The sequence below is a fragment of the Sphingobium soli genome (genome assembly GCF_020782245.1).
Lineage (GTDB): Bacteria > Pseudomonadota > Alphaproteobacteria > Sphingomonadales > Sphingomonadaceae > Sphingobium > Sphingobium soli.
The window spans coordinates 378,345-403,249 of the sequence record NZ_JAJGNP010000002.1; the positions used below are offsets into that span (position 1 = coordinate 378,345).

Here is a 24,905-nt window from a genome sequence, read left to right on the forward strand (position 1 = left end):
CGTCGCTGCTGGTCCGGGAATATTGAATAACAGGAGATCAGCATGATCCGGACGATTTTGTTCACAACCGCTCTGGCGATCGCGACACCGGCATTGGCGCAGCAGGCGATGACGCCGGGCGCCGCATCGCAGCCAGCCGCGCCGGCAGCCCCCTCCGCGGCGATGCCCGCCCAGCCTGCAACTCAGCCGGCACCCGCAACCTCCGTAGCGTCGATCGTCGATAGCGAATTTCCGGCCTATGACGCCAACAGCGACGGCCAGCTCGACCAGTCGGAATTTTCCCGCTGGATGGTGACGCTCAAAAGCCAGGAGATGAAGGCCACCGGGCAGCAACTGCCCGCTGATCAGGTCACGGCCTGGGCAAACGGCGCCTTCACCTCGGCCGACGCGGACAAAAGCATGATGGTCAGCAAGTCTGAACTGATCACCTATCTCAGCGCAGGTGTCTGACACAGAGGATTCCCGCCAGTCACGAAGGGCGGAATGATACCCAAACGGGTCGCACCAGGGGGCGGCATGGAACGAAGGCCATGCCGCCCTTCGCTGTCCTATCCGGTTCACGGCTGACCGCGCATAAAGCCGCGTCGCAACGCCCGCCAACGACCCGATGCCCACCAACCGCGTCCCGCTTTTCCTGTCGCCGACCCATGATGCGCCAAGCCGTTCGGTCCGTAACGAAAGTTCAGCGGCCCGCGATTATCGCCCTTACAAAATCCCAACACATGCAACAGCCCTTGACAAACTCCCCGAAATTGTGGTGGTAGCGCTATCAACAATGATGCGGGTTTTGTGGAGAGGTGCTAATGTCGGGGGCTGTTTCCTTGCTCGATTTTCTGCCGAGTGACTGGCGTAAGGGCATGTTTCTTGGCCGCGTGCAGACCGCAGAAGGTCCAAGCCCGATCCTTGTGCGCGACGGCATTGCCTATGACATGAGCAGCGTCGCCCCGACAGTCGCGCAGCTAGCTGATATGCTGCCACTGCCCTCCAACTCAGGTCGGCGCATCGGGTCGCTCGACAGCTTGGCCATGCCCCTTCTCAGTCCGGTCGACCTGCAATGCGTCAAGGCGTGCGGCGTCACCTTCGCGGTATCGGCGCTGGAGCGCGTGATCGAGGAACGGGCGCGCGGGGATGCCGCCGCCGCCAGCGAAATCCGCGCACGGCTGGAAGACAGGGTGGGGGGCTCGATCCGCAATGTCGTGCCCGGCACTGCGGAGGCCGCCGCGCTCAAGGGCGCGTTAATTGAAGACGGACTTTGGTCGCAATATTTGGAAGTCGCAATCGGCCCCGACGCCGAGGTGTTCACCAAAGCCCCGATTTTGTCGTCGGTGGGTCCCGGCGCCCCAATCGGCATCCGGTCGGATTCCACTTGGAACAATCCTGAACCGGAAATCGTGTTGCTGGTGAACGCTGCCGGCGCGGCCATTGGCGCCACCTTGGGCAACGACGTCAACCTGCGTGATTTTGAGGGGCGATCGGCATTGTTGCTGGGCAAGGCGAAGGATAATAACGCCTCCTGTGCGCTTGGACCGCTTATCCGACTGTTCGATGAGGATTTCACGATCGACGATGTCCGCAACGCGGAAGTCGAACTTACCATTGACGGGCCCGAAGGGTATCGGCTGGAAGGCGCCAGCAGCATGAACCAGATCAGCCGTGATCCGCTGGAGCTGGTCCGGCAGACCTTGTCCGAACATCAATATCCTGATGGCTTCGCGTTGTTTCTGGGCACGCTGTTCGCGCCGGTTCAGGACAGGGACGAACCCGGCCGGGGATTTACGCACAAAGTCGGCGATCGTGTTGCCATTTCTACACCGCGCTTGGGCAAGCTGGTGAACGAGGTTGTGACGTCGAAGGACGCTGCGGCCTGGGACTTTGGCGTCATTGCCCTGATGACCAATCTTGCCGCCCGCGGCTTACTGAACACGCAACAGAAAGACCCTGCATGAGCCGCGCCATCTACCCCAGCCTGAAGGGCAAAAGGGTTTTCATTTCCGGCGGCGGCAGCGGTATCGGTGAAGGACTGGTCGAAGCCTTTGCCGGACAGGGTGCTCATGTCGCCTTCTGCGACATCGCGGCGACCGAAAGCGAGGCGCTTGTGGCGCGCCTGACGGGGAGCGATTTCGTGCCTCAATTCTATGAGGTCGATCTGCGCGACATTGAGAAAGTTCAGGCGATGATGGCTGCCGTCGAACAGCAACTCGGCGGTATCGACATCCTCGTCAACAACGCCGCCAATGACGATCGTCATGGCATCGAGGACGTGACCCCTGCTTATTGGGACGATCGCATGGCGGTGAACCTGCGGCATCTGTTCTTCGCTGCGCAGGCGGCTGCGCCCGCGATGAAGCGCGCTGGCGGCGGCGTCATCCTCAACTTCGGCTCGATCAGCTGGCACCTGGCGCTCCCCGAACTCACGCTTTATCAGACCGCGAAAGCCGCCATCGAGGGACTGACCCGCAGTCTGGCGCGCGATCTTGGTCGCGATAACATTCGGGTCAACACTATCATTCCCGGCAACGTAAAGACCCCGCGCCAGGAGAAGTGGTATACGCCGGAAGGAGAGGCGGAAATCGTCGCAGCACAGTGCCTGGATGGTCGCATCCTGCCTGCCGATGTCGCTGCCCTGGCAATGTTCCTCGCGTCGGACGACGCACGCTACTGCACAGGCCATGACTATTTCATCGACGCCGGGTGGCGCTGACATGACGACCGCTGCGCCCCGCAGCATTTTGTCGATCGGCGCAACATTGGGCGAAGGGCCGGTCTGGGTCGCGCGCGACCGTGCGCTCTGGTTCGTGGATATCAAGGCGCATCGCATTCATTGCTATGACCCGGCCCGGGAGGTCGCGCGCAGCTGGACGACGCCCGGCCAGATCGGCTGGATCCTGCCAACGGCTGACAGCCTGTTCGCTGTCGGGCTGCAATCGGGCGTGCACCGGTTCAATCCCGCGGATGCCAGTTTCGCCGCCCTCCACGCGCCCGAGGGCCATATGCCGGGGAACCGACAGAATGACGCCTGTGTCGCACCCGATGGTGCCCTCTGGTTCGGGACCATGGATGATGCCGAAGCGCAGTCGAGCGGCTATTTCTACCGCTTTTTCGCCGATGCGTGCAAACAGGTGAACCTGCCGGCGGTCTCCATCACCAATGGCCCTGCCTTTTCTCCGGATGGCCGTATTGTCTATCATACCGACACGCTGGGCAAACGCATATGGCGCGCCGATGTCGCGGCGGATGGAAATGTCGGGGAGCCCGTTTTGTTTGCACAGATAGAGGAAGGGGCCGGCTATCCTGACGGCCCAACCGTGGACGCCGAAGGCTGCCTTTGGACTGGCTTGTTCGGCGGCTGGGCGGTGCGCCGCTACGATCCGGCCGGAAAGCTGATGCGCGAAGTCCGCTTCCCGGTCGCGAATGTGACGAAGATCGCCTTTGGCGGTGAGGAACTTCGCACCGCCTATGCGACCACGGCGCGCAAGGGGCTGGACGTGACAGCGTTGACAAATCAGCCTCTGGCGGGTGATCTCTTTGTCTTCGATCCCGGTGTTGCCGGGCTGCCGGGTCAGATAGCAACGATATAGAAGAGCGGGAAGGACAGGATGATGAGTGAGGGGAGTGCGGCGAAGGTCAATATGGCCTTCATTGTCGCCATCGTCGCGGTCGCGACGATCGGTGGGTTCATGTTCGGCTACGACAGCGGCGTCATCAACGGTACGCAAAAAGGGCTGGAAAGTGCCTTTGATCTGGGCAGCCTGGGCATTGGCGTCAATGTGGGTGCGATCCTCGTCGGCTCGTCGATTGGTGCGTTTGGCGCGGGACGCATGGCTGACATCATTGGCCGACGCGGCGTCATGATGCTTTCCGCGATCCTGTTCCTGGCGAGCGCGCTGCTCGCCGGTGCGGCCGGATCTTCGGCGGTCTTCATCATTGCCCGGATCGTCGGCGGCCTGGGTGTCGGTGCCGCCAGCGTCATTTCGCCGGTCTATATTTCCGAAGTCACGCCAGCCGCCATTCGCGGGCGCTTGTCCTCGATCCAACAGGTCATGATCATTTCCGGCCTGACCGGGGCGTTCGTCGCGAATTTCGTGCTGGCACGCTATGCCGGCGGATCGACGGCCGAACTTTGGATGGACTTTCCCGCCTGGCGCTGGATGTTCTGGTTGCAGGCTATTCCTGCCGCCATCTACTTTCTCGCTCTGCTCATCATTCCAGAAAGCCCCCGCTACCTTGTCGCGCGTGGACTGGATGATCGCGCGCATGCCGTGCTCACCCGCCTGTTCGGCGAAGCGGAAGCGACCCGCAAGGTGGCCGAGATTCGCGCCAGTCTGGCCGCGGACCATCACCGGCCAACGCTTAGCGACCTGATCGACAAGACCAGCGGCAAGGTGCGTCCGATCGTGTGGACCGGCATTGGCCTTGCCGTCTTCCAGCAATTGGTCGGCATCAATGTCGTTTTCTATTATGGCGCAACCCTGTGGGAAGCGGTCGGCTTTTCGGAGGATTATGCGCTCCAGACCAACATCTTGTCTGGTGTGCTTTCGATTGGCGCCTGCCTCGCCACCATCGCCATGGTCGACCGGATTGGCCGCAAGCCGCTGCTGCTGATCGGATCGGCGGGCATGGCCGTGACGTTGGCGACGGTCGCCTATGCCTTTTCGACGGCGATCACTGGCGCGGATGGCGCGGTGTCGCTGCCCGGCAATAATGGTGTCCTCGCGCTGGTCGCCGCCAATCTATACGTGATCTTCTTCAATATGAGTTGGGGGCCGATCATGTGGGTCATGCTGGGTGAAATGTTCCCCAACCAGATTCGCGGATCGGGTCTGGCGGTGGCGGGTTTCGCGCAGTGGATCGCCAATGCATTGGTGTCGGTCAGTTTTCCCTCGCTGGTGGTGTGGCCGGGGCTTGCCGTCGCTTATGTCGGCTATGCCTTCTTCGCGCTGATTTCCTTCTTCTTTGTGCGGGCGATGGTCAACGAAACCAAAGGCCGTGAGCTAGAGGATATGGTCGGCTGAACACGCAGATCATCACATTGCGGGCGGGGGCGCTGGAGGCAGTGCTGTCGCCCGCGATCGGCGGGTCGCTTACCGGCCTGGCGCTGGATGGCGTCGACCTGTTGCGAAAGGCTCCGGAAGGAACGACGGATCCACTGGCGATGGCGTGCTTTCCGCTCGTGCCCTACGCCAACCGGATTGCCGACGGTCGCTTCACCGTCGATGGCGAAGACTATTGGCTGCCCCGCAACTTCGGCGATCATCCGCATAGCATTCATGGCGTTGGCTGGCAGACGAACTGGACGGCGAAGACGACAGCTGCGGACCATGTTCTGATGGTGCATGACCATGGCGGCGATGCCGGATGGCCTTGGCGCTATCGGGCGCAACAGGAGGTGCGGCTGACCCCGGCGCAATTGTCGCTTTCGCTGTCGCTGTTCAACGAGAGCGACCGCCCGATGCCCGCCGGTCTCGGTTTCCATCCCTATTTTGCGGCCGACAAAGAGACGATGCTGCATTTTGCCGCAGACACAGTCTGGCTTTCGTCCCCGGACATGCTGCCGCAGGATGAGGCGCCGGCGGATATGTTGGGCGATTGGTCGAGCGCGGCGCGGGTGTCGGGCGACAGTCTGATCGACAATGTCTATGGGGGCTGGGATGGCACCGCGACCGTGCAGCGCGGCGATGGCATCGGGATGAGGATCAGCGCCGTCGGCGCGCAGTGGCTTCATGTCTATCGGCCACCGGGTGCCGCGTTCTTCTGCCTGGAGCCCGTCAGCCACATGCCCGACGCGATCAATCGCGGCGGCATGACAATGCTGGACCCCGGCGATACGGCGAGCCTGCATATGATCATCGCAATCGACAAGAGCGATCAGGCGCTTCCGAAATCCGGCGGGATCGCCTAAGCTACCCCAAATGGGCAGTGAGGGTAAACGCCAATGCAATTTCTGCGGACCGCTTTCTGGGTCGTCATAGCTGTGGCGCTCGCCTTCTTTTGCATGGCGAACTATGTTCCGGTCACGGTGCGGCTGTGGGGCGATCTGGTCATGGAAACCAAGCTGCCGGTGCTGCTGATCGGAGCGTTCCTGCTGGGCGCCTTGCCCTTCTGGATAATGGCCCGGGCGACGCGCTGGCGGCTGAAACGTCGGCTCAGCAATACCGAGCGGGCCCTCGCCGCCATGGCGACGGCGCCGGCTCCTAAGGGCATGACGCCAGCCTCCGACCCGGTACCGGCAGCGCCCGATCCCGGCGCGCCGCCGCCGACATTGTCGCAGGACGATCCATTGCCCTCCACCTCCAGTTCGACAGGCCCTGCATGACCAGTCCCGTTTACGTCGCCATCGATACGCCCGATCTTGCAAAGGCACAGCATCTGGCCGGTCAAGTGCGGCATCATGTGGGCGGGCTGAAGCTTGGGCTCGAATTTTTCTGCGCCAATGGGCATCATGGCGTGCATGAGATGACCAAGTTTGGCCTGCCGATCTTCCTCGATCTCAAACTGCACGACATTCCCAACACGGTCGCCAAGGCGGTGCAGGCGCTGCACATGCTGGAGCCGGCGATTCTGACCGTCCACGCCGCCGGCGGCCGCGCCATGCTGGAGGACGCAAAGGCTGCGGCAGGCGTCAATACCAAGGTGGTGGCCGTCACCGTGCTGACCAGCCTGGACGATGGCGACCTGAGCGATATCGGCGTGGCTGCAAACGCGCCTGATCAGGTCCGGCGCCTGGCTGACCTGGCGCAGGACGCAGGGTTGGATGGTATCGTCTGTTCCGGCGAGGAGGTGGCAATGGCGAAGAAGGCCTGGGCCGACGGATTTTTTGTCGTGCCAGGCGTTCGTCCTGCAGGTGGCGCAATGGGTGATCAGAAGCGCGCCGTCACGCCGCGCCAGGCGCTCGATAATGGGGCGTCGATCCTGGTGGTTGGCCGTCCGATCAGTCTGGCGGACGATCCTGACCTGGCGGCGCGCGCGATCGAAGCGACGCTTTGAACCGGCGCTCCTCCGACTTGCAACATTTTTAAATGGCGACGCGTAAACTCTCCGCCAACTCAGGGCGCCGGACGTTGTCTTGGGCGCGATCGAGGCGCGGCGTCGGATTGGCGACGAACAAGATCGTGATCAAGCACCAGATGCGCTGCCGCCTCGATCGATTGGCTGCGGCGGGTCTTAAGCTGCCGAACCAGCACTTCAACCGCAGCCCGCGCCATGGCGCTGATCGGCTGGCGGATCGTGGTTAGTTCCGGCCAGATGGTGGTGGCGAGCGAGGTATCGTCGAAGCCGCAGACCGTTAGATCGCCGGGCACGTCAAGACCCGAACGATGCGCTATTGCGACCGTCGCAGCAGCCATGTCGTCATTGCTGGCGAAGATGGCGGTCGGCGGCTCTGCCAGCGACAGGATATGTTCCGCGGCGTCCAGGCCCGACCGATAGGTGAAATAGCCTTGCGCGATGAGTTCGTCCTCCACCGGCAGGCCGGCCTCGCCAAGCGCCTGGACGTAGCCTTCGAACCGGCGCGTGCTGGCGCTCTGGTTGGGGTTGCCCTTGATGAAACCAATGCGCGCATGCCCTAACGCAATAAGATGGCGGGTCATTTCATAGGCGGCCTGCCGGTCGTCGATGCTGACCGCGGCAAGATCGGACGGCGGGCGGCCGGTTGCGACCGCCACCGCCGGGATTCCGGCTCGGCCCAGCGCCTGGACCATGTCATCATGGTCGCACAGCGGCGGTGGCAGGATCACGCCATCGATGCGCCCGCGCTCCAGATGCGCCACGACGTCAGCGATCGCGGTTTCCTCGTCCCATTTTTCCACCACCAGGTCGATGCCGCTGCGGCTGGCCTGATCCAGGCTGCCGACCAGAAATTCGCTAAGATAGGAGGAGGAGGGGTTGGAATAGAGAAGCCCGACACGAATTTCATCGCCGCCAGCCAGCATTCGCGCCGCTGCACTGGGCGCATAATTCATGGCGGCAATTGCGGCTTCAACCTTGGCGCGCGTTTCCGGCCGAACAACCTGTTCGCCATTGATCACGCGCGACACCGTCATCGGCGAAACACCGGCATGTCGCGCGACGTCGTTGATCGTAGGAGCATTGCGCTGGCGGCGGGAAGAGCGGGTGTCGGTCAACGGCGGCGGCTTTCGTGAAATATTATATTGAGCCTTGGTAACGACAACCGCTCCCTTTGTAGAATCGAAAAATCAATGATGGCCCGGCGCGTACGGGAAACTCTGTGCCTTGTACCAGTCCAGGTCATGCGCCGGGGCCATGGCATCTGCCGGCAGCGGGAGGTGATTGATCGATTGAAAATAGGCGATGCTGGCGTCGCGCCACCATTGCGCCTCCCGATGCTGGATCGCCAGGAAGGCTTCGGTCTGGGCAAAGCGTTCCGCATCGACCAGCGGGCGAAGGCCCTCCCAAGTCCGCTGCATGCCGGCCACGTAGGCGACGCCGTGATCATAACGATGCACAAGGCCGTTCCAGAGTGTCTCGCCGGACTTGAGGCGATAGTCCCACGGCAGATGATGGAACCAGAGCAATTCGCTTTCCGGCGTCGTGGCTGGGTTCGCGAGACGCCGTGCTATGACCGGCGCATATTGGGCGATTGCATTACTGCCGCTTTTGGTCCGGTCAAAGCCGATCCCGTCCGCGTCCGCCTTGTGATAATAGACGGGGTTCCATTCCGGGCGGGCCAGATCCGAAACCCAGGGCGCCGGGCCATAATGATGCCCGGTGGCCATGACATGGGCGAGGCCCAGCGGCGTCATGTAATCGACCGCCGCCTCACGCGAACCCATCATCATGGCGACGACCGGATCGACAAGACGCGGGTCGGGCGAAAATGTCATGGCGGTCCATTCGCGCGCTATGGCGTTGGCAGACAAGCCCGGATCCCAAGCAAGGCGGCCAAAGGCATACCAGTCCGCCTGGTTGAAGATCGAGCCGCTCCAGTCACGGTCGACCCCGATATTGGCGACGCCGGCGATGCCAGTCAGCTTGTGCCCGTCCAGCGATCCGTCGATGACTTTCGCGACCGTAGAGCCCTTGCCCTTGGCATAGGTGTCCGCGTCGAGCGCTTCTTCAAATAGCGGGCCAAGATAGGTGAGGTGGGTAGACTGGCCGAGATATTCCTTGGTGATCTGGAATTCCATCATCAGCGGCGTCTTGGGCATTGCGCCGAACAGGGGATGGAAAGGCTCGCGCGGCTGAAAGTCGATCGCGCCATTTTTGACCTGCACGAGCACATTGTCGGCAAATTGCCCGTCGAGCGGCTTGAAATCATCATAGGCCTGCTTGGCCCGGTCATCCGGATTATCGTGCGCATAGACGAAGGCGCGCCACATCACGATGCCGCCATGGGGTTTCACGGCGGCAGCCAGCATATTGGCCCCGTCGGCATGGGTACGATCATAGTCTTGAGGGCCAGGCTGGCCTTCGCTGTTAGCTTTGACCAGGAAGCCGCCGAAATCGGGGATAGCCCGATATATCTCGCTGGCCTTGGCTTTCCACCATGCGGCGACCTGGGCGTCCAGCGGATCGGCCGTCTTCAGACCGTCGAGTTCCATCGGCGCGGTCCATTTGACCGACAGATACACCTTGATGCCGTAAGGCCGGAATATGTCTGCCAGGGCCGCCGCCTTGGCGATATAGGGCGCGCTCAGGCTCTCTGCCTTCGCGTTCACGTTGTTGAGCACGGTGCCGTTGATGCCGATGGAGGCGTTGGCGCGCGCATAGTCGGTGTAGCGCGGACCCTTATAGTCCGGCAGACGCCACCAGTCCCATATCGACATGCCGGCATAACCGCGCTCCACCGTACCATCGAGATTGTCCCAGTGGTTCAGAAGGCGCAGGCCGATGCGCGGCGCGCTGCGAATGTCGAGCCGGTCAAGCGGGGCGTTCGTCTGGGCAAGGCGCAGCCAGTGGAAGGCGCCGTGCAACAAGCCGATGTCGCTGTTTGCGGCAATCAGCGTCACCGGTTGACCGCCCCGGTCGATGGACCGGATGGCATAGCCCTCCGCGCCAAGCCCCTTCAGGGATAATGGGATGCCGGGCGCTGAGCGAGGCGTCGCCAGCCAGAGCGCTCCGGCGGTCGGCGTGGTCGCGAGCGTGGGCGCGCTTCCGGTCATATGCGCAACGGCACGCTGCAATTCCCGTGTGGCGACTTCCATGGTTGAGCCATTTTCCACAGGCACGATGGTGCGGGCGTGGGCGCTGATGTCCGCAGCGCGGGCCTGCTCCGCCGGGGCATAACGCAGCCACAGATCATAGCCGTCTTCCGCCCGAACGGGCAGAGCCAGCATCGCCATGACCATGGCCATCATATAGCAGAACAGGCGCGCCATCACTTTTCCCTCTCCTCTTATCCACTGGCGTGTCGGCGACAGGAACTGCATTGACAAGCCGGGTTTCTGCCGCGATGGTAGCGTTATCAGCTGATGGGCTGCAAGCGAAAACCGTGTCGAGCGGCAAAAAGGGGAGAGGGGCCAGGTGATCGGTAGCTGCAAGATTTTGGGGGCTGCATCCTTGCTGGCGATCGGGATGGCGTCGACGTTCGCGCCGATGGAATCCGTGCGCGCGGCACAGGATCAGCGGCCGCTCTACAAGGATGCGTCCGCACCGGTCGAAGCGCGGATCGACGACTTGATCGGGCGCATGTCGCTGGACGAGAAGATCGCCCAAATCACCACTGTGTGGGAAAGCAAGACCCAGATTTTCGACGATCATTTGGAGCTCGATCCTGCAAGGCTCGCGGCGCGCTATCCCAATGGTTTGGGTCATTTCACGCGGCCGTCCGACGCCAAAGGCGCGGTCAGTCCACGCGTTGCCCGGGGTCGCGACCCCCGCCAGACCGTTGCGCTGGTCAACGCTTTGCAAAAATGGGCGATGACGCAGACCCGCCTGGGCATTCCGATCCTGTTCCATGAAGAAGGTTTGCATGGTTACGCTGCGGTGGGCGCTACCAGCTTCCCGCAATCGATCGCGCTCGCGTCGTCCTGGGACCCGCATCTGGTGCAGCAGGTGAACAGCGTGATCGCGCGCGAAATCCGCGTTCGGGGCGTGCCGATGGTGCTGTCGCCCGTGATCGACATCGCGCGCGACCCACGCTGGGGGCGGATCGAGGAAACCTATGGCGAGGACCCCTATCTGGTCGGCGAAATGGGAGTCGCGGCGGTGGAGGGGTTACAGGGCGAGGGTCGGTCGCATGACTTGCGCCCCGGCAAGGTATTCGCGACCCTCAAGCATCTCACCGGCCATGGCCAACCGGAGAGCGGCACCAATGTTGGGCCTGCCCCGATTTCGGAACGCGAACTGCGCGAAAATTTCTTTCCACCGTTCGAGCAAGTGGTGAAGCGCACCGGCATCAACGCGGTGATGGCCAGCTATAATGAGATTGATGGCGTGCCAAGCCACATGAACCGCTGGCTGCTGGACGATGTGCTGCGCGGGGAATGGGGCTTTCGTGGCGCGGTTGTGTCCGATTATTCGGGTGTCGATCAGTTGATGAACATCCACCATGTCGCGGGCAGTCTGGATGAGGCCGCTCGGCGGGCTCTGGATGCGGGGGTGGACGCGGACCTGCCTGAAGGATTGTCCTATGCCACGTTCGGCGATCAGGTCCGCGCGGGCAAGGTCAGCGAGGCGCAAATCGACAAGGCCGTGCGGCGCATGCTGGAATTGAAGTTCCGCGCTGGCCTGTTCGAGCATCCCTATGCAGATGCGGCGCAGGCAGTAGCGCTTACCAATGACGCGGAGGCGCGCGCGCTAGCCCGCACCGCGGCGCAGCGGTCGATCACATTGCTGAAGAATGACGGCATGCTGCCTTTGAAGGTGGAAGGGTCGATCGCGGTCATCGGGCCGAGCGCGGCGGTGGCGCGGCTGGGCGGCTATTACGGGCAGCCGCCGCATGTCGTTTCCATTCTGGACGGCATCAAGGCCAGGGTTGGCGATCGCGCACGCATCGTCTTTGCGCAGGGCGTAAAGATCACGGAAGATGACGACTGGTGGGCGGACAAGGTTGACAAGGCCGACCCGGCGGAGAATCGCCGCTTGATCGCGCAGGCGGTGGAGGCTGCCCGGAATGTCGATCGCATCGTGCTGACGCTGGGCGATACCGAGCAATCGAGCCGGGAGGGCTGGGCCGCCAATCATCTGGGCGACCGGCCCAGTCTGGATCTGGTCGGGGAGCAGCAGGAACTGTTCGACGCCCTTAAGACGCTGGGCAAGCCAATCACTGTCGTGCTCATCAACGGTAGGCCCGCTTCCACGGTCAAGGTCAGCGAAGAAGCCAATGCCCTGCTGGAGGGCTGGTATTTGGGCGAGCAGGGCGGCCATGCGGTCGCCGACATATTGTTTGGCGATGTCAATCCGGGCGGCAAGTTGCCGGTCACAGTGCCGCGTTCGGTCGGGCAATTGCCGGCCTTCTACAATGTGAAGCCAAGCGCGGGCCGCGGCTATCTGTTCGACACGAATGCGCCGCTTTATCCCTTTGGCTTTGGCCTTAGCTATACGAACTTCACCTTGTCCCCGCCGCGTCTCGCGCAGTCCAGCATCGGGCCGGGCGGCACCACCAGCGTGACCGTCGATGTCCGCAACGATGGCGCGCGCGAAGGCGACGAGGTTGTCCAGCTCTACATCCATGACAAGGTAAGTTCCGTCACGCGACCCATCAAGGAATTGAAGGGATTTGAGCGTGTGTCCCTCAAACCCGGAGAGGTGCGCACGGTGCGCTTCACCATCACGCCCGAGAGCCTTCAGATGTGGAACGACAAGATGCACCGAGTGGTCGAACCGGGCGAGTTCGAGATCATGACCGGAAACAGTTCGGTCGCCTTGCAGTCCACCACCCTGACGGTGACGCCATGAGCGCCGGTTTCGCACGCCGGCAGGCACTGGGGCTGATGGCGTCCACATCCCTGCTTGCGGCCGTCCCCGCAGCTGCGGCCAAAAAGAGGGGGCCGCTCTATAAGGATGCGGGTGCGCCGGTAGACCTGCGCGTAAGCGATCTTTTGAGCCGGATGACGCTGGAGGAAAAGGTCGGCCAGATCATCGCGCTTTGGGCCACGAAGGCTGAAGTGATGGACGATCTGACCTTCTCCCCGACCAAGGCAAGTGAAGCCTATCCCGCCAGTTTCGGCCAGATCACGCGACCGTCTGACCGACGGGGCGCGCCGAACGGATCGACGCAGGCTGGGGGTGTCGGCGCGCGCTGGCGCACGCCCCGGGACACGGTCGACTTCATCGAAGCCGTGCAGAGATGGGCGATCGAGAAAACCCGCCTGGGCATTCCGGTGCTGTTTCATGAAGAATCGCTGCATGGCTATATGGCGACCGACGCCACCATGTTCCCCATGGCCATCGGCATGGCGGGCAGCTTCGACCGGGACCTGATGCGCGAGGTTCAGGCCGTGATTGCGCGTGAAGTCCGGGCGCGCGGCGTCCATCTGGCACTGTCGCCGGTGGTGGACATTGCCCGCGATCCGCGCTGGGGGCGGATCGCGGAGACGTTTGGCGAGGATCCTTATCTGTGCGGCGAAATGGGCGTGGCGGCGGTGCTGGGCCTGCAAGGCGAAAGCAAGCAGATCGGCCCTGACAAGGTGATGGCAACGCTCAAGCATATGACGGGCCATGGCCAGCCGCAAAGTGGCGAGAATATCGCGCCGGCGCCGATCAGCCAGCGCGAGTTGCGGGAAAATTTCTTCCCGCCTTTCCGCGCGGTGGTGAAGCGCACCGGCATTGCCGCGGTGATGCCCAGCTATAACGAGATAGACGGTGTGCCCTCGCACCAGAACAGGTGGTTGCTGGGCGACATATTGCGCGGCGAGTGGCATTTCGACGGGGCGGTGGTGAGCGACTATGGCGCCGTGCCGGAACTCGACACCATTCATCATGTTCAGCCAGATCTGGAAGCAGCGGCGCGGGCTGCGTTGCGCGCAGGCGTCGATTGTGAATTGCCCGACGGCATCGGTTTTCGCACCTTGGTCGAGCAGGTTCGCAGCGGGAAAGTGCCGCTTGAGGCTGTCGATCTTGCCGCACGGCGCATGTTGACGCTCAAGGTCCGCGCAGGCCTGTTTGAAAATCCCTGGCCGCGACGGGACTGGGACACATTGACCGGCAACGCAGAAGCGCGCGCGCTGGCGCTAAAGGCTGCACATCGGTCCATTGCCCTCCTGAAGAATGACGGGACATTGCCGCTGACCGCCGGAGCGCATCGGCGCGTTGCCGTCATCGGGCCGAATGCGGCCATTGCACGTCTGGGCGGCTATTCTTCCATCCCGCGGCAAACGGTGTCTCTGCTGGATGGCGTCAGAGCCAAGCTCGCCGGAAAGGCAGAGGTAGTGCATGCGCAAGGCGTGTTCATCACGCAAAGCGAAGACCGATCCGTGGACGAGGTGCTGCTGGCAGACCCGATGAAAAACCGTGCGCTGATCGCCGAGGCCGTCGAGGTCGCGACGGGTGCAGATATCATCATCCTGGCGATCGGCGACACCGAACAGACAAGCCGTGAAGGGTTTGCGAAAAACCATCTGGGTGATCGCACGAGCCTGGACCTGGTGGGCGAGCAGAATGACTTGTTCGCCGCAATGAAGGCTACCGGCAAACCCGTGATCGTCTGCGCGATCAACGGCCGCCCGCCAAGCTACCCGGCAGTCGTGGATGGCTGCAATGCCTTGCTGGAATGCTGGTATCCGGGGCAGAAGGGCGGCACCGCCATGGCAGATATTCTGTTCGGGGACGTCAATCCCGGAGCGAAGCTGCCCGTCACGGTGGCGCGCGATGCGGGACAGGTGCCCATTTTCTACAACCGCAAGCCAAGCGCGCGGCGGGGCTATGTGTTCGAGGATATATCGCCGCTTTTCCCATTCGGATTTGGCCTTAGCTACACCCGCTTTGATATTGGGACGCCAAGGCTTTCCTCCGAGAGGATCGGCACGGGGGGGAGTGTCGCGGTTGAGGTCGATGTGCGCAATGTCGGCGATCGACAGGGCGACGAGATCGTTCAGATCTATGTCCGCGACCAGACGGCGAGCGTCACCCGCCCGATCAAGGAATTGAAGGGCTTTGAGCGCGTTACCCTGGCTCCCGGCGAAACCAGGACGGTGCGTATCCTCCTTGGCCCAGACGCCTTTTCGCTCTGGAATCTCGATATGGAGGAAGTGGTCGAACCGGGCCTTTTCGACATCATGGTCGGGCCGGACAGCGAAACCCTCCAATCCGTCACGCTCGAAATCATCTGAACAGGACTGCCCTCATGCCCAAGATCATCGATGCCAAGGTCATCATCACATGTCCTGGCCGCAATTTCGTCACGCTCAAGATCATGACCGATGAGGGCGTCTATGGCCTTGGCGACGCAACGCTGAACGGTCGCGAACTGGCGGTCGCCAGCTATCTGACGGATCATGTCATTCCCTGCCTGATCGGCCGCGATGCGCATCGGATCGAGGATCTGTGGCAATATCTCTACAAGGGCGCCTATTGGCGGCGGGGCCCTGTCACCATGACCGCGATCGCGGCGGTCGATATGGCGCTATGGGACATCAAGGGCAAGATTGCCGGGCTGCCGGTTTATCAATTGCTGGGCGGGGCGAGCCGCGAGGGCGTGATGGTCTATGGCCATGCCAACGGCACCACGATCGAGGACACCGTCAAGGTCGCCTTGGATTATCAGGCACAAGGCTATAAGGCGATCCGCCTGCAATGCGGCGTGCCGGGCATGGCCAGCACTTATGGCGTCAGCAAGGACAAATATTTCTACGAGCCAGCCGACGCGGACCTGCCGACCGAGAATATCTGGAACACGTCAAAATATCTGCGGATCGTGCCCGAATTGTTCAAGGCGGCGCGCGAGGCTCTGGGATGGGACGTGCACCTGCTGCACGACATCCATCACCGCCTGACACCGATCGAGGCGGGACGGCTGGGCAAGGACCTGGAACCCTATCGCCCCTTCTGGCTGGAGGATGCGACGCCTGCCGAAAATCAGGAAGCGTTCCGTCTGATCCGCCAGCATACCACGGCGCCGCTTGCGGTAGGCGAGATCTTCAATTCGATCTGGGACGCCAAGGACCTGATCCAGAATCAGCTGATCGACTATATTCGCGCGACGGTAGTCCATGCCGGCGGCATCACGCACTTGCGGCGCATTGCGGCGCTGGCCGATTTGTATCAGATCCGCACCGGCTGTCATGGCGCGACCGACCTGTCGCCGGTGTGCATGGCCGCCGCCCTGCATTTCGACCTCAGCGTGCCCAATTTCGGCATCCAGGAATATATGCGCCATACGCCGGAAACGGACGCGGTCTTCCCCCATGCCTACACGTTCGCAGACGGCATGATGCATCCGGGCGACCAGCCGGGCCTGGGCGTCGATATCGACGAGGATCTGGCGGCAGGATACGAATATAAGCGCGCGTTTCTGCCGGTGAACCGGCTGGAGGACGGGACCATGTTCAATTGGTGATCCACCAAGGCTGGTTGGGGGCGGGCCGCCTGCACGCCGCCAGCACCCTTCGCTCTTACGATTATCGCGCCGCCTGAGGAGAGTGAAATGGCCACCATGCCCAAGCCATCAGGGAAAGTCCGCTGGATCGTTTGCGCGCTGCTCTTCGCGGCGGTCGTCCTGAGCTATATCGACCGGCTGGTTCTGCCGACGCTGAAGCCCGATCTACAGGCCCGTTACGGCTGGAGTGAGAGCGGGTATGCCGATCTCGCCATCTGGTTTCAGGCGGGCTACGGCATCGCCTATGTGGCGTTCGGGCGCCTCATCGACCGCATAGGCGCGCGCGCTGGTTATGCGCTTGCGGTCTCGCTCTGGACCATCGGACATGTCGCGCACATCTTCTTTACCTCAACGGCGGGTATGTTGCTGGCACGCATTCCGCTGGCAATCGGCGAAGCGGGCACCTTTCCCGCCGCTATTGCCGCGACCAACGAGTGGTTCCCGAAGAAGGAGCGGGCGCTGGCCATCGGCATCTTCAACGCGGGGTCCAATGTCGGCGCGATCCTGACACCGCTTGTGGTGCCGGTCATCGCGGTGACGCTGGGTTGGCGGTGGGCCTTCATTCTGACAGGATTACTCACGGTTATCTGGCTGGCGGCATGGCTCGGCTTTTATCGCCGACCGCGCGAGAAGAAGGGGCTAACGGCAGAGGAACTGGCCTGGATCGAAACCGACCCTGTCGAGGAACAGCGGCCGGTCAAATGGGTGACCCTGTTCCGGCACCGGCAAACCTGGGCCTATATGGCGGGGCGTTTTCTGATCGACCCGGTCTGGTGGACCTTTCTTTTCTGGCTGCCTGACTTCTTCAACAAGCAATATGGCGTCAAGATGCTGGACTTCGGTCCACCTTTGATCGCCGTCTACCTGCTGGCGGATGTCGGATCGGTGGCGGGCGGTTGGGCGTCCTCGCGGTTCATGGGTCGGGGCTGGAGCGTCAATCGCTCGCGCAAGGCGGCAATGTTCCTCGCCGCGCTTTGCGCCGTACCGATCGCCTTTGCCGCACAGGCTCCCAGCATGTGGGTCGCGGTGGGATTGATCGGCCTCGCCTGCGCAGGGCATCAAGGGTTTTCGGCCAATCTCTATGCCCTGCCGGGGGACGTTTTCCCTCGCTGGATGGCCGGGTCCGTGGTCGGTCTAGGCGGGCTGGCCGGTGCGATCGGCGGCATGCTGATGGCGAAATTTGCGGGCATCATCCTGGAAACGGTTGGCAGCTACGGCCCAATCTTCATGGTCGCATCCTGCGCCTATCTGGTCGCCCTTTTGACCATCCATATCATAATCCCGCGTTATCAGGTCGTTGTCACCGATGTCACGCCTGGCCAAGGAGCTTCAGCTTGACCAAAATTTTGCGTCTGCATCCCGACCGCCTGTTTCCGTCCGATTCGGCGACGCGGGACATCGCAAGGCGGCTTTATGGGTCGGTCAAGGACCTGCCGATCATCAGCCCGCACGGCCACACGGACCCACGATGGTTTGCCTATGACCGGCCCTTCGCCAATCCGGCCGAATTGCTGATCATACCGGACCATTATGTGTTTCGCATGCTGTACAGCCAGGGCGTCCCGCTGGAGGATCTGGGCATAGCCACCATGGATGGCAGCCCCACAGCAAACGATCCGCGGGCGATCTGGCGACGCTTTGCCGAACGTTATCACCTGTTTCGCGGAACGCCGTCGCGGCTGTGGCTCGACTGGGTTTTCGCTGAGGCCTTTGGCATAGATGTTCGTCTGGAGGCGGCGACGGCCGATCATTATTATGACGTGATAGATGCCGCCCTTGCGACCGATGCCTTCCGGCCGCGCGCGCTGTTCGAGCGCTATAATATCGAGGTGATTGCAACGACCGAGGGGCCGCTTGACCCGCTCGATCATCATCGCGCGATCCGGGAGTCCGGCTGGAGCGGCAAGGTCGTGACCGCCTACCGTCCCGATCCGGTGCTCGATCCCGACGATCCCAGGTTCATCGATAATGTGAAGCGCTTTTGCGCGATGGCGGGAGAGGATGTCGGCTATGCAGGCTATCTGCGCGCGCATGAAAAAAGACGCGCCGATTTCCGCGCGGCGGGTGCGACGTCGACCGACCACGGCCATCCGAGCGCCTTCACTGTTAACCTGCCCCAGCAGGAGGCCGAAGCTTTGTTCGCCAAAGTGGTCAGTGGGCCAGTGAGCGCCCGGGATGCCGAACTGTTCCGGGGACATATGCTGGTTGAGATGGCGCGCATGTCGACCGAAGACGGCATGGTGATGCAATTGCATCCCGGCGTGCATCGGAACCATAATGACGCAGTGCGCGCGCGGTTCGGCAAGGACAAGGGCGCGGACATTCCGACTGCCGGCGAGTTCGTGACCTCCCTGAAGCCTTTGCTGGACCTTTATGGCAATGATCCGCGCCTCACCCTCATTCTCTTCACATTGGACGAGGACGTCTACTCGCGCGAACTGGCGCCGCTGGCGGGTCATTATCCCGCCTTGCGTCTGGGGCCGCCCTGGTGGTTCCACGACAGCCCAGAAGGCATGCGCCGCTTTCGCGAACGGATGACCGAAACCGCCGGATTCTACAATAGCGTCGGGTTCAATGACGACACGCGCGCTTTTCTGTCGATCCCGGCGAGGCATGACGTTGCGCGGCGGATGGATTGCGGTTGGCTGGCTCAACTGGTCGCCGAACATCGTCTGGAAGAGGATGAGGCATTCGAGCTTGCGCGCGCGCTGGCCTATGATCTGCCGAAGCAGGCGTATAAGCTGTGACGCGACTGTCTCGGCATCATCTGCAATCCCTGCCACATGATGTCCGGCGTCCTTCCTATGACCGCGCGGCGGTGCGGGCGGGCGTCGTCCATCTGGGCATCGGCGCATTTCATCGAGCGCATCAGGCGGCCATTTTCGAAGAGGCGCTCAATGCCGGTGATTTGCGCTGGGGCATCATCGCGGCATCTCTGCGTTCGCCCGCCGTGCGGGACCAGATGGCCCCGCAGGACGGCCTCTACACCATGCTGGTGCGCGACGGTTCGGCGGATCGGGCGCAGGTGATCGGCGCAGTCCGCCAGGTAATCGTCGCGCCAGAGGACCCCGAAGCGTTGCTGGCGGCGCTGACAGCGCCGGATACGCATATCGTCACGCTGACCGTGACGGAGAAGGGCTACAAGCTCGATCCAGCCACAGGAGGCTTGGTTGAGGGGGATGCCCAGGTCGCGGCTGATTTAGTGTCCTTGAAGGCACCGCAGACCGCGCCGGGCTATTTGGTTGCGGCCCTGGCGCGGCGCAAGAAGGAAGGGCTCACGCCCTTTACCGCGATTAGTTGCGACAATTTGCCGCATAATGGGCAGCGGCTGCGCGGTGCGGTCCTGGACCTGGCGCGGAGGCATGACCCTGCGCTGGCGGACTGGATCGCAGCGGAAGGCGCGTTCCCCGAAACGATGGTGGACAGGATCGTGCCAGCGACGACGGCGGATGATGTTGCTGCACTTGGCAGGCGTCTGGGCGTGGAAGACCAGGCAATGGTCAAGACCGAACCCTTTTCGCAATGGGTGATACAAGACTGGTTTTGCGGTCCGCGCCCGGCATTCGGGGCCGGCGTGCAGGTGACAGCCGCGGTCGCGCCCTGGGAAGAGGCGAAGCTGCGCCTTTTGAACGGGGCGCATAGCGGCATTGCTTATCTAGGCGGGCTTGCTGGTATCGATCATGTTCACGAAGTGTTGACGTTGCCTGAGGCGCGCACCTTCGTCGAGGCATTGTGGGATGAGGCGGAAGCAACCCTGACGCCGCCGCCCGAACTGGATGTCGCGGCCTATCGTCGCGACCTGATGGCGCGCTTTGACAATCCGACGTTGCGACATCGAACGCGACAGATCGCCATGGACGGCAGCCAGAAGTTGCCGCAGCGGCTGCTGGCGCCGATCGCGGCCAGGTTGGAAGAGGGACAGGGTGTCGACGCCCTGTCGCTGGCGGTCGCCGCCTGGATTCGCTGGCAGGCGGGTGTCGACGATCAAGGCGCAGGGCATGTCGTGGATGATCCGCTGGCCCGTCCCATCGCTGAGGCGCTGTCCGGCGCAAGCGATAGTCGCGGGCGGGTCGACGCCATCCTTGCGCTGGGCGCGATCGTACCGCCGAAGCTGGCTGAGCATGCTGCGTGGAGAGAGACGTTGATGAAGTGGTTGAGCGTCCTGGAAACCCATGGCGCGCGCGCTGCTCTGGCAAAATTGCGGAGTGAGAAAGATGCGGCTCCGGTCGTCGTTTCATGATGGTTTTGAAAGGTTGAAGATGAACCGTTGGTCCGCCCTTCTCCTGCCGCTCGCACTGTCGGCGACTCCGATCGCGCACGCCAGGGACTGTTCGGCTGACTGGGTTTCCGCCTGGGCATCCTCGCAATTCCGCCCAACCGGCGACGCGGAATTGCCGTCGGGCACATTGCGGGACCAGACCTTGCGTCAGATCGTACGGCCATCGATGGATGGGAACCGGATCCGGGTGCGGTTTTCCAATGTTGCCGGGACCAGGCCCTTGCAGATCGCCGGTGCCAGCATCGCCCGTGCGCAATCTTCGGGATCGCCGACTATCGATGCCGCAACATCGATGCCACTGCGGTTTGACGGGCGGGCTGCGGTGATCATCCCGGCCGGTGCGGACTATTTGTCTGATCCAGTCGATATGCCTGCCAAGGCGCTGGAGACGATCGCGATCTCGCTCCACTATGATGGTGAGCCGGAACAGACATCGCATCCCGGTTCGCGCGCCACATCCTGGCATATGCCAGGCGATCATTTGAGCGATGCGACAATGGCGGGCGCGGCGCATTTCGATCACTGGTTCAATCTTGCGGCGCTGGAGGTCGAGCCCTGCGCGCCGTCCCGGCTGATCGTGGCGCTTGGCGACTCGATCACCGATGGCAAGGGATCGACGACGAACGGTAATGACCGCTGGACGGATGTGCTGGCGAAGCGGCTCCAGGCGGATCCGCAGCGGCCCGGCATCGCCATCGTCAATCAGGGGATTGGCGGCAACCGACTGCTCAATGACGGGCTCGGCCCCAACGCGCTGGCGCGGCTGGACCGTGACGTGCTGGCGCAACCGGGGGTTACGCATCTGATCGTACTGGAAGGAATCAATGACCTGGGAACGCTGACGCTTGAGGCTCCGGTCAGTCAGGCGGAGCATGACGCGCATGTCGCACGGATCATCGGCGCCTATCGCCAGATCATCGCGCGCGCCCGCGCCAAGGGCATCAAGGTGATCGGCGGAACGATCATGCCGTTCGTCGGCAATGGTTATTACCACGCAAACCGCGACAACGAAGCCGACAGGCAGGCGGTCAATGCATGGATCAGGACGCCCGGGCATTTCGATGCAGTGGTCGATTTCGACCGGGTGATGCGGGATCCGGTGAAGCCGGAGCGATTGCTACCGGCCTATGACGATGGCGATGCGCTGCATCCATCGCCCGCCGGTTATCGAGCCATGGGGGACGCGATACCGCTCAACCTGTTCGACTGATCGCGCTGTGGAGCAGTCTGGAGCATTCTTCTGGGGAATCTGTCAGCTGACACAAAGAAAGGTCAAGCAGTAGCGACCCATCGCCCCCGCTATGACAAGCGCGCCACCTGCGGCACCCGGTTCACGCGCAAGGGTGTGCCTCTGTTCCAGATCGGTGGTTGGCTTGACCACTCCGATGCGCGGACGACGGAGCGTTACAGCCATCACCATCCCGATTTTCGAGGGGAGGCACTTGATGCTTTCAACCGCCGAAATTGATAATAGCATGCATATTACCGCACACCCGTGGCTGTGTTGGCTTCGTTCGGGTCGGCTAAGTGATTGAAATAATGGTGCACCCAAGTGGATTCGAACCACTGGCCTTTGCCTTCGGAGCACTAACTACAACGCTACGCCAGGCTTTTCAATCCCACGCCAGAGCACGATAACTCATTGTTTTACATTGATTTATTGACAGAACAGGCATTCCGGGCTACGCAAAAACATTCCACAGCTTCCGATCTGCTGGTGAGTTTTTGGTGAGTTTTCTGAGCCCGCTCTAGCGAGGTAAACATGGCAAAACTGACAAAGACCGTCGTCGACAAGGCCGAGCCGCGAAACCGGCAATATACGATCTGGTGCAGCGATCTGAAGGGCTTTGGCGTGTTCGTGATGCCTTCTGGCACACGAACCTATTTCGTTGATTACCGTAATGCGAACAATGTCCGGCGCCGGATGAAGCTCGGCCGCCACGGCCCCGTTACCGCCGACCAGGCTCGGACACTGGCGATCCAGGCGCTCGCCGATGTCTCCAAGGGCAGCGACCCGCTCGAAGACCGCAACAGTGTCCGCAAGGCAATCTCGGTGAAGGAGCTTTGCGAACTGTATATCGCCGAGCTGGAAGCGGGCCGAATTCTCGGCAAGGGCGGCCGGCCCAAGAAGGCCAGCACCAAGGTCACCGATCTCGGCCGGATCAACCGTCACATCATCCCGTTGCTCGGCAGGAAACGCGTCACCCACGTCACCAAGGCGGATGTGACGGCGATGATGAAGGACATCATGGCCGGCAAGACGCGCACCAACGAGAAGACAAAAAAGCTGCGTGGAAAATCGATCGTCCGCGGCGGTCTCGGGGCCGCGAGCCGCACGGTCGGGCTGTTGGGCGGCATCTTCTCCTATGCGCGCGACGAACTGGGCATCATCGAAATCAATCCCGCGCACGGAGTTCGCAAGCCCAAGGATGCCGTGCGGAAGCGTCGGCTGAACGAGGAGGAGTATCGGACTCTCGGCCGCATCCTTGCGAAGGCAGCCGAGGACCAGCGTTATGCGCGCACCGTCGACATCATTCGGCTGCTCGCCATGTCGGGCTGTCGTCGCGGTGAAATCATCGAAGTGCGAAAGGCCGAAATCGACACGATCGAAAGCGCCTTTCGGTTCGAGGACACGAAGGAAGGCCAGTCCGTCCGTCCGATGGGCCTGCCCATCGCCGAGTATTTCGACGAACGGGACATGGACGGCGACAGCCCCTATGTGTTCCCCGGCGAAAGAAACCCGGACGGGCCGTTTGGCAGCTTCCCCAGGCATTGGGAGAAGATCTTCGCCGAGACCGAACTGGCCGACCTCACCGCCCATGTGCTGCGTCACAGCTTCGCCAGCATCGCCAACGATCTTGGGTTCACCGAGATCACGATCGCGGCGCTGCTCGGCCATGCGTCGGGTTCGATCACGAGCCGCTATGTGCATACACTCGATGCGGCGCTCGTCATGGCCGCCGATACGGTATCGGGATACATTCAGGCGCTTTTGGATGGCAAGTTGCTGTCGCGCAGCCACTATGCGCTTGATCGCGGTTCCCGAAAGGCGGCGTTGGCGCGATTTTTATCGCCTCAATCTGACCCGACCAATCACCCCGAAGGAACGGAGCGCCTGGCAGCCTAATCCTGTTTCCCGCTCATCCGGTAGAATTCGGCAACCTCAGGGATGTCGGCTAGCGACGTCAGGAAGGCGCGATCGACCGAGATCACGGCCTCCATTAGTTTCGCATCGGCCAGTTGAGCGGGATCAGTGCGTTGCCCGAACCACGCGTCCAGCGCTCGCGCGTGGCCGCCACATAGCGCGGGTCGTCCTCGAAATAGGCATGTTCGATAAGCAGCACTTGGAGACCGTTCAGGCGCGCCACCTCTTTGAAGAGGAAATCGATGTGACGGCGCATCGCTTTGATGTCCTCATCCTCCTCGCCGCCGGAGATGGTCTTCTCATCCTCATCGACCGACTGCGCCGGGAAATAGGGGCGGCTGATCTGGTCGAGCACGAGAATGCCTGGCACCGGGGCATCCGTTTCGCCGAAATAGCGCTGCAGGCCGAAGGCGAGCGCGATGTGGATGGCGAGATAATTCTGGTCAGACCCCACATCCGGCATCCGTAGCATCGGCCCCCTGCCTCCGGCCTCAATCACGCGAACCTCCGGCTCCTTTGAGGAAAAATAGAGTTCCGATCCGACACAGGGCGCTACCGTCGGCAGATAGGACAGCGCCTCCGAGGCATATTGCGAGATTTTCCCCTCTGCACGCTTTAGGCGGATCTCCTTGCTCTCCCGATCGACCTGCGCCTCCAACTGCGCGATCTCATTTCGTAGTACGGCCAGATCGACGCCCGACTTCCGCGGCTCGTCCGCGTTCATCTGCAGGAAGAAGGAGATTTTGCCCTGTAAATGGGCCCGCGCCTGCGCGACAGTCGCAAGGCGCTGTGTCTCATCGGTTTGGCGTAGCCAGCTTGTTATCTTTTCGTCCGTCTCCCGCAAGCTTCGGTTGAAGCTGTTGATCTCGGTTGTCAGGGCCTCGTCATGTTCGACTAACTGTGGGCGTACCCTGTCAAACGGCGTTCAAAAGGGACCCCCGATCGGCGTCGAAGAGGGACCCCCTTTTCAGATAATATGATGCTGGTTT

At 62.2% G+C, this 24,905-nt stretch carries 19 protein-coding genes; 16 read left to right on the forward strand and 3 right to left on the reverse strand.

Annotated elements, in window-relative coordinates; all coding sequences use genetic code 11:
* Nucleotides 1-42: 42 nt before the first annotated feature.
* From LL253_RS04605 to pyrF, 8 genes are all read left to right on the forward strand, one after another.
* Nucleotides 43-450, forward strand: coding sequence for an EF-hand domain-containing protein (locus LL253_RS04605; RefSeq protein WP_228226354.1), 408 nt, complete (start codon nucleotides 43-45; stop codon nucleotides 448-450).
* Between the two features lie 353 nt (nucleotides 451-803).
* Nucleotides 804-1,946, forward strand: coding sequence for a fumarylacetoacetate hydrolase family protein (locus LL253_RS04610; RefSeq protein WP_228226355.1), 1,143 nt, complete (start codon nucleotides 804-806; stop codon nucleotides 1,944-1,946).
* Entirely contained in the window at nucleotides 1,943-2,701 is a 759-nt protein-coding gene (locus tag LL253_RS04615) for an SDR family NAD(P)-dependent oxidoreductase (protein WP_009821483.1), read from the forward strand. The genes LL253_RS04610 and LL253_RS04615 overlap by 4 nt, the downstream gene beginning before the upstream one ends.
* A gap of 1 nt (nucleotide 2,702) precedes the next feature.
* Complete coding sequence (locus LL253_RS04620; protein ID WP_009821484.1) at nucleotides 2,703-3,578, forward strand: SMP-30/gluconolactonase/LRE family protein; 876 nt, start codon at nucleotides 2,703-2,705, stop codon at nucleotides 3,576-3,578.
* 21 nt (nucleotides 3,579-3,599) lie between these two features.
* Nucleotides 3,600-5,012 (forward strand): sugar porter family MFS transporter, encoded by a 1,413-nt coding sequence (locus LL253_RS04625; protein ID WP_037542652.1) that lies wholly within the window; start codon nucleotides 3,600-3,602, stop codon nucleotides 5,010-5,012.
* A 17-nt stretch (nucleotides 5,013-5,029) separates the two neighbouring features.
* On the forward strand, nucleotides 5,030-5,899 hold the full coding sequence (locus LL253_RS04630; RefSeq protein ID WP_228226356.1) for an aldose 1-epimerase: 870 nt from the start codon (nucleotides 5,030-5,032) through the stop codon (nucleotides 5,897-5,899).
* A 33-nt stretch (nucleotides 5,900-5,932) separates the two neighbouring features.
* Nucleotides 5,933-6,313, forward strand: a complete 381-nt coding sequence (locus tag LL253_RS04635; RefSeq protein ID WP_228226357.1) for a lipopolysaccharide assembly protein LapA domain-containing protein — start codon at nucleotides 5,933-5,935, stop codon at nucleotides 6,311-6,313.
* The gene (gene pyrF / locus LL253_RS04640; protein WP_228226358.1) at nucleotides 6,310-6,984 is read left to right on the forward strand and encodes an orotidine-5'-phosphate decarboxylase; all 675 of its coding nucleotides are present in this window, start codon (nucleotides 6,310-6,312) and stop codon (nucleotides 6,982-6,984) included. The genes LL253_RS04635 and pyrF overlap by 4 nt, the downstream gene beginning before the upstream one ends.
* 59 nt (nucleotides 6,985-7,043) lie before the next feature.
* On the opposite strand, the gene LL253_RS04645 is transcribed toward pyrF, so the two are convergent.
* Nucleotides 7,044-8,120 carry a LacI family DNA-binding transcriptional regulator gene (locus tag LL253_RS04645; RefSeq protein ID WP_228226359.1) on the reverse strand — a complete coding sequence of 359 codons (1,077 nt, stop codon included), beginning with the start codon at nucleotides 8,118-8,120 and terminating at the stop codon, nucleotides 7,044-7,046.
* 72 nt (nucleotides 8,121-8,192) lie between these two features.
* Nucleotides 8,193-10,334, reverse strand: coding sequence for an alpha-glucuronidase family glycosyl hydrolase (locus tag LL253_RS04650; RefSeq protein WP_266100863.1), 2,142 nt, complete (start codon nucleotides 10,332-10,334; stop codon nucleotides 8,193-8,195).
* Between the two features lie 196 nt (nucleotides 10,335-10,530).
* Between LL253_RS04650 and LL253_RS04655 the strand changes: the two genes are divergently transcribed.
* The 8 genes from LL253_RS04655 to LL253_RS04690 all read left to right on the forward strand — a co-directional run bounded on the left by LL253_RS04655 (nucleotide 10,531) and on the right by LL253_RS04690 (nucleotide 23,898).
* Nucleotides 10,531-12,855, forward strand: a complete 2,325-nt coding sequence (locus LL253_RS04655) for a glycoside hydrolase family 3 N-terminal domain-containing protein (RefSeq protein WP_228226382.1) — start codon at nucleotides 10,531-10,533, stop codon at nucleotides 12,853-12,855.
* Nucleotides 12,852-15,227: a glycoside hydrolase family 3 N-terminal domain-containing protein gene (locus LL253_RS04660; RefSeq protein ID WP_228226361.1), complete on the forward strand. Its 2,376-nt coding sequence runs from the start codon at nucleotides 12,852-12,854 to the stop codon at nucleotides 15,225-15,227. Before LL253_RS04655 ends, LL253_RS04660 begins: the two co-directional genes overlap by 4 nt.
* A gap of 14 nt (nucleotides 15,228-15,241) precedes the next feature.
* Nucleotides 15,242-16,453, forward strand: coding sequence for a D-mannonate dehydratase ManD (manD, locus tag LL253_RS04665; RefSeq protein WP_228226362.1), 1,212 nt, complete (start codon nucleotides 15,242-15,244; stop codon nucleotides 16,451-16,453).
* 87 nt (nucleotides 16,454-16,540) lie between these two features.
* The gene (locus LL253_RS04670) at nucleotides 16,541-17,830 is read left to right on the forward strand and encodes an MFS transporter (RefSeq protein ID WP_228226363.1); all 1,290 of its coding nucleotides are present in this window, start codon (nucleotides 16,541-16,543) and stop codon (nucleotides 17,828-17,830) included.
* Nucleotides 17,827-19,239 (forward strand): glucuronate isomerase, encoded by a 1,413-nt coding sequence (gene uxaC, locus LL253_RS04675; protein WP_228226364.1) that lies wholly within the window; start codon nucleotides 17,827-17,829, stop codon nucleotides 19,237-19,239. The genes LL253_RS04670 and uxaC overlap by 4 nt, the downstream gene beginning before the upstream one ends.
* Nucleotides 19,236-20,732 carry a mannitol dehydrogenase family protein gene (locus LL253_RS04680; RefSeq protein WP_228226365.1) on the forward strand — a complete coding sequence of 499 codons (1,497 nt, stop codon included), beginning with the start codon at nucleotides 19,236-19,238 and terminating at the stop codon, nucleotides 20,730-20,732. The genes uxaC and LL253_RS04680 overlap by 4 nt, the downstream gene beginning before the upstream one ends.
* 19 nt (nucleotides 20,733-20,751) lie before the next feature.
* The gene (locus tag LL253_RS04685; protein ID WP_228226366.1) at nucleotides 20,752-21,981 is read left to right on the forward strand and encodes an SGNH/GDSL hydrolase family protein; all 1,230 of its coding nucleotides are present in this window, start codon (nucleotides 20,752-20,754) and stop codon (nucleotides 21,979-21,981) included.
* 552 nt (nucleotides 21,982-22,533) lie between these two features.
* On the forward strand, nucleotides 22,534-23,898 hold the full coding sequence (locus tag LL253_RS04690) for a tyrosine-type recombinase/integrase (protein WP_228226367.1): 1,365 nt from the start codon (nucleotides 22,534-22,536) through the stop codon (nucleotides 23,896-23,898).
* 94 nt (nucleotides 23,899-23,992) lie between these two features.
* Here LL253_RS04690 and LL253_RS04695 read toward each other — a convergent pair whose 3' ends face one another.
* Complete coding sequence (locus LL253_RS04695) at nucleotides 23,993-24,640, reverse strand: DUF3732 domain-containing protein (RefSeq protein ID WP_228226368.1); 648 nt, start codon at nucleotides 24,638-24,640, stop codon at nucleotides 23,993-23,995.
* Nucleotides 24,641-24,905: the final 265 nt, after the last annotated feature.